General features: G+C 65.5%; 1 protein-coding gene and 1 pseudogene. One reads left to right on the top strand and one right to left on the bottom strand.

Annotated features, from left to right (window positions below; genetic code table 11):
- Positions 1–124: 124 nt before the first annotated feature.
- Positions 125–1,696, top strand: a pseudogene (locus ABZD10_RS14360) (phosphoenolpyruvate carboxykinase); the annotation flags it as partial.
- Positions 1,697–1,767: 71 nt separating this feature from the next.
- Here ABZD10_RS14360 and ABZD10_RS14355 read toward each other — a convergent pair.
- On the bottom strand, positions 1,768–3,515 hold a 1,748-nt coding region (locus tag ABZD10_RS14355), incomplete at its 5' end, for a molybdopterin oxidoreductase family protein (RefSeq protein ID WP_372887518.1).

The following is a 3,515-nucleotide window of genomic DNA, read 5'->3' as shown; positions in this document are numbered from 1 at the left end:
CCGTTCGGTCCAACGACCGATCGGATCGGCGCGAATGTGGAGCGGACGAGGTCCGTGTCGTTGATCATGTCGGGGAGGACGAGATCCTCATAGCTGAGGTCGTAAGTAACGCCATCGATGGCAATTCCGCCTCGAAGATCAAGGGATCGAAGGGCTGGGCAATGTCTATTATAACCTCATGGAACCGGCGCTGATCGAAGCCGCGCTGCGCAGGGAAGAGGGCACGCTTGGCAAGGGCGGCGCCTTCCTTGTGTCGACCGGCAAATTCACCGGCCGTTCGCCCAAGGACAAGCATGTGGTCAAGACCGACAGCGTCGCCGACACCATCTGGTGGGAGAACAACGGCCAGATGTCGCCGGAAGGGTTCGACAACCTCTATGCCGACATGCTCGAGCATATGAAGGGCGGCGAATACTACGTGCAGGATCTGGTCGGCGGCGCCGATGCCCGCCATTCGATCAACGTGCGCATGGTCACCGAGCTGGCATGGCACGGGCTGTTCATCCGCCACATGCTGCGCCGCCCCGAGCGCGAGGATCTGAACGATTTCATCGCCGACTACACGGTGATCAACTGCCCCAGCTTCCAGGCCGACCCCGAGCGCCACAACTGCCGCAGCGAAACCGTGATCGCGATGAACTTCGACAAGAAGATGATCCTGATCGGCGGCACCGAATATGCCGGTGAGAACAAGAAATCGGTGTTCTCTCTGCTGAACTACCTGCTGCCCGAAAAGGGCATCATGCCGATGCACTGCTCGGCCAACCACGCCAAGGGCAACCCGGTCGACACCGCCGTGTTCTTCGGCCTCTCGGGCACCGGCAAGACCACCCTGTCGGCCGATCCGGGCCGCATCCTGATCGGCGATGACGAACATGGCTGGGCCGACAACGGCACCTTCAACTTCGAAGGCGGCTGCTATGCCAAGACCATCAACCTCAACCCCGAGGCCGAGCCGGAAATCTATGCCACGACGTCGAAATTCGGCACCGTGATCGAGAATATGGTCTTCGACGAAGAGACCAAGGAACTGGATTTCAACGACGACAGCCTGACCGCCAACATGCGCTGTGCCTACCCGCTGGAATATATCTCCAACGCCTCGTCCAGCGCCGTCGGCGGCCACCCCAAGAACATCATCATGCTGACCTGCGATGCCTTCGGCGTGCTGCCCCCGATCGCGCGGCTGACCCCGGCGCAGGCGATGTATCACTTCCTGTCGGGCTTCACCTCGAAAGTGGCCGGAACCGAGCGCGGCGTGACCGAGCCCGAACCGACCTTCTCGACCTGCTTCGGCGCCCCCTTCATGCCGCGCCGCCCCGAGGTCTACGGCAACCTGCTGCGCGAGAAGATCGCCGAGCATGGCGCCACCTGCTGGCTGGTCAACACCGGCTGGACCGGCGGCGCCTATGGCACCGGCAGCCGGATGCCAATCCGCGCCACCCGCGGGCTTCTGACCGCGGCGCTGGAAGGCACGCTGAACGAGGTCGAATTCCGCAAGGATCCCAACTTCGGCTTCGAGGTGCCGGTGAACGCACCCGGCGTCGCCGAAGTGCTGCTCGACCCGCGCCGCACCTGGGACGACGGCGAGGCCTATGACCGCCAGGCCGCCAAGCTGGTCGAGATGTTCTCGGCCAACTTCGAGCAGTACCTGCCCTATATCGACGCCGACGTGAAGGCCGCAGCGATCAGCTAAGCCGGCTCAACGACTTAGAAAAAGGGGCCCCGATCCAGCGATCGGGGCCTTTTTTGTGACGCGCGCGCCGCTCAGGCCGGTGACACCGCCACCGCGACCCCGTTCAGCGCCGCATTGCCGCTGACCGGGTCGATGCGGCGATCATCGGTCAGATCGTTGATCGACACCGTGGGCTGGGCAGTGGCGGCCCCAAGGCGGCCGTTCTTCTGGCCCCAGCCCTGCGGCATCGACACCACGCCCCGCGCCATGATCTCGGTGATCTCCACCGGCATCACGACCTCGCCCACCGCCGAGCGCACCCTGACCTCGCTGCCGGCCGCGATGCCCAGCGGCTCGGCATCCAGCGGATGCATTTCGAGCGTGCAGCGGTTGCGGCCCTTGACCAGCCGGGGGCTGTTCTGGGTCCAGCTGTTGTGGCTGCGCACCTGACGACGGCCGATCATCTGCAGGGGGAATTCATCGCCCGCTCCGGGCGCAAAGGCCAGCAGGCGCGGCAGGTCTTCGACGAAGACCGCCGGCGCGAGGTCGATCATGGCGTCCGGGGTCTCGAGCCGTTCGGCGATATTGGGCACCAGCGGCCCAAGGTCGATGCTGCCCCCGGCCCCCAGAAGCGTCTCGACGCTGACCCGGTCGCCGTGAAACCCCTTGGGCAGCAGCGCCGCCAGCACCTGCTCGGGCGCCGGCCCGATCCGGTTGGCCCCGGTCAGCCGCGCGGTCAGGCGGGCGATCACCTCCCATTCCTTCGGATTGCCGTTGGGCGGCGCATAGATGGCGCGCGCGAAGGCGGCGGTATTGCGCACCGCAAAGGCGTGGAACACCATGTCATAGATCTCTTCCTCGAGCGCCACCGTGCCGGGCAGGATCAGGTCGGCATGGCGGGTGGCATCGTTCACATGGATGTCGATCGCCATGTAGAAATCCAGATCCTGCATGGCGCGTTCGATGCGCCGTCCGTTGGGCGCCGACAAGACCGGATTGCCGGCCACCGAGATCAGTGCCCGGATCTGGCCCGCGCCGGGGGTCTCCATCTCTTCGGCCATCACCGAGACCGGAAACTCGCCATTATACAGCGGCTGCCCCGAGACCCGCGAGCGGCGCTCGGGATAGCTGCGGGTCTGGCCCTTGCGGCTGGTCATGCCGACATAATCCAGCGCCGGGGTGGTGAACATCGCCCCGCCCGGCACGTCGAAATTGCCGGTGATGATGTTGAGCACGTTCGAGGCCCATTGGCAGAGGCTGCCGAAACTCTGGGTCGAGGCGCCCATGCGGGCATAGCAGACGGCGCTGTCGCTCCGGGCGAAATCGCGTGCCAGATCGCGGATGGTGGCGGCGGCAATGCCGCTGCGCGCGCCCGCCAGCTCGGGGGTAAAGGGCGCCACGGCCTCTTGCAGCGCCGCCAGCCCTTTGACCATGGCATGCAGGCTGCCCGTATCGGCCCAGCCCTGCACCAGCACTTCGCGGATCAGCGCCAGCAGCAGGAAGGCGTCGGTCTCGGGGCGGATGAAATGATGCGCCGTCGCCTTTTCGGCGGTCTCGGTGCGGCGCGGGTCGATGACCACCACCTGCCCGCCGCGCGCCTTCAGCGCCTCGATGCGCTTGCCAAACCCCGGCGCGGTCATCATCGAGCCGTTGGACACCAAGGGGTTGCCGCCGACGATCAGCATGAAGTCGCTGCGGTCGATATCGGGGATCGGGATCAGCATCGGATGGCCGAGCATGTGGATCGAGGCCACGTGATGCGGCATCTGGTCGGCGGTGGCCGAGGAATAGCGGTTCCTTGTGCCCAGCGCCTTGATCAGCCCCGGCAGGTTCAACAGGT

It is taken from the genome of Shimia sp. (assembly GCF_041624275.1).
Lineage (GTDB): Bacteria > Pseudomonadota > Alphaproteobacteria > Rhodobacterales > Rhodobacteraceae > Shimia.
The sequence above is the reverse complement of the archived record's forward strand: the minus strand, read 5'-3'. Positions and strand labels throughout refer to the sequence as shown.